Raw genomic sequence first — 2,216 nt, forward strand, 5'->3', positions numbered from 1 at the left:
CCGCCGCGGCTGCTTCCCCAAGTTCGATCTGTTTATCGAGCAGACCAAGGACATCTGGAAGGACATGCTCGATATCCGCAAGCGCTTCGAGCCGCGCGCCGAGGAGCTCGCCAAGAAGTACGCCCTGGCCCCCTACACCATGTTCATCGGCTCCGGCGCCCTGTGGGGCGAGACGATCCTGTTCTCGATGTGCATCCTCGAGGAGATGCAGTGGAAGCGCACCCGCTACATCACCTCGGCCGACTTCTTCCACGGCACCCTCGAGCTCGTGGAGCCCGGCGTCCCGGTCTTCCTGTTCATGGGCGAGGACGAGAACCGCAAGCTCGACGAGCGCGTCCGCGCGTTCCTGACCCGCGGCGTGACCGGCGACACCGACATCAACGTCATCGACACCGCCGAGTTCGCGATCCCCGGCCTTGACGACGAGTTCCGCGTCATCGTGTCTCCGTGGATTCTGACGGTGCTCGTTACCGACCGCCTGGCTCGCTACTACGAGACGGTCACCAAGCACAACCTCAAGTATCGTCGCTACTATCACCAGTTCGACTACTAAAGAAAACGGGTGCGGGAACGCGCCGGGCTATTGAGAGGAACACAGAATGAGGCAGTACATCATCGCCAGCCATGCGCACTTCGCTACCGGCATCAAGGAGAGTGTCGAGCTGCTCTCGGGCGCTCGCGACAACGTCCACGATCTTTCGATGTTCGTCGATGACCGAATGGACGTGGCCGAGGAGGCCCAAAAACTGCTGGCAGGCATGGCTGCCGACGATGATGTCGTTGTCTGCACCGACCTCTTTGGCGGCAGCGTCAACAACGAGTTCACCAAGATCGTCCAGACGCGTCCCCGCACGTACCTCGTTACCAACATGAACCTTCCTCTGCTTATCCAGCTGCTGTTCTCTGACGAGTCGGCGCCGGTTGAGGAGACGATTCGCGCCATCGTCGCTGCGGACGATACGCGCGTGAAGTTTGTCAACGATCTTTTGGTCGATGACGAAGAGGAAGAAGAGTTCTAATCCGCAGCACCTACTGACACGCCGTAAGACGGCACAAGACCTTTGGGGGGTCACATTATGATTCAGCTACTTCGCGTCGACCATCGCCTGCTTCATGGCCAGGTCGCGGTCTCTTGGGTCCAGGGCCTTGGCTCCAACTGCATTTTCTGCGTGGGCGATAAGGTCGCCAACGACCCGGTGTGGAAGACGACGCTCAAGATGGGCAAGCCTGCCGGCTGCAAGCTCGTCATCAAGGATATGGCGAATGCCATCGAGGCCATTAACTCGGGTGTGACTGACAAATACAAGATGATTATCTGTGTCGCCACCATCGCTGAGGCAAAGCAGCTTGTTGAAGGCTGCCCGCAGATCAAGTCGGTCAACCTGGGCAACACCAAGCCCAAGGACGAGAAGCGCCCCGATGCTCGTCAGGTCTCTCGTCAGATCTTCCTGACTGCAGCCGAGGAGGCCGATGTGCGTGAGATGCTGAACAACGGCGTCGAGGTCGAGATCCGTCCTCTGGCCGATGACCCCAAGGTTGACTGCGCAAGCGTGCTCTAGGCGTTCAATTTCGAAGAGTCTGAGCTCTTCGTAGTGTCCTATTAGGAAAGGGGGATATATGCTTACCCAAGCAATCCTCATCGGACTTATCGCCGCATTTGGTAAGTTCGACTTCCAGCTCGGTACGCTCTACGCGTTCCGCCCCATCGTCCTGTGCCCGCTCGTGGGCCTGGTGCTGGGGGACCTGCAGTCCGGCCTCGCGATCGGCGCCAGCCTGGAGCTTCTGTTCATGGGCTCGATCTCCATCGGCGCCTACGTGCCGCCTGATGAGACGATCGGCGGCGTGCTCGCCTGCGCCTTCGCTATCCAGTTGGGCCAGAGCACCGAGGCAGCCATCGCGCTCGCTATGCCCATCGCCACGCTGTGCCTTGCCATCAAGAACATCCTCAACGCCGCCCTGCCGATTCTGGTTGACCGCGCTGATGTCTTCTCCGGCCAGGGCAACCTTAAGGGTGTCTATGCGATGCACTTCCTGATCGGTTTGACCGGTATCATCATGGCGTTCCTGCTGTGCTCGCTGTCGTTCTATCTGGGTGCTGACGCCATCCAGGGCATGCTCGACTTCATCCCGCCCTTTGTCCTTGCTGGCTTTGGCGTTGCCGCCAACATCCTGCCGGCCATGGGCTTCGCCATGCTCGGCCGCCTGGTGCTCACCAA

4 protein-coding genes are annotated in these 2,216 nt (G+C 59.8%); all 4 read left to right on the plus strand.

Annotated features, from left to right (window positions below):
- Window positions 1–553 (plus strand): SIS domain-containing protein (locus tag DXD16_RS10525; RefSeq protein ID WP_369831470.1); only part of this gene is annotated, 553 nt, incomplete at its 5' end.
- Window positions 554–599: 46 nt separating this feature from the next.
- Window positions 600–1,019 carry a PTS sugar transporter subunit IIA gene (locus DXD16_RS10030; RefSeq protein ID WP_117565057.1) on the plus strand — a complete coding sequence of 140 codons (420 nt, stop codon included), beginning with the start codon at window positions 600–602 and terminating at the stop codon, window positions 1,017–1,019.
- Between the two features lie 57 nt (window positions 1,020–1,076).
- The gene (locus DXD16_RS10035; RefSeq protein WP_117565058.1) at window positions 1,077–1,559 is read left to right on the plus strand and encodes a PTS sugar transporter subunit IIB; all 483 of its coding nucleotides are present in this window, start codon (window positions 1,077–1,079) and stop codon (window positions 1,557–1,559) included.
- Window positions 1,560–1,617: 58 nt separating this feature from the next.
- Window positions 1,618–2,216 (plus strand): PTS sugar transporter subunit IIC (locus tag DXD16_RS10040; protein WP_147326483.1); only part of this gene is annotated, 599 nt, incomplete at its 3' end.

Origin of the sequence: Collinsella sp. TF11-5AC, assembly GCF_003436775.1 — a bacterium.
Classification (GTDB): domain Bacteria; phylum Actinomycetota; class Coriobacteriia; order Coriobacteriales; family Coriobacteriaceae; genus Collinsella.

Bases quoted from the DNA above. Each gene is read 5' to 3' on its own strand.
- DXD16_RS10030 (WP_117565057.1), top strand. From the start codon at position 600: ATGAGGCAGTACATCATCGCCAGCCATGCGCACTTCGCTACCGGCATC.
- DXD16_RS10035 (WP_117565058.1), top strand. From the start codon at position 1,077: ATGATTCAGCTACTTCGCGTCGACCATCGCCTGCTTCATGGCCAGGTC.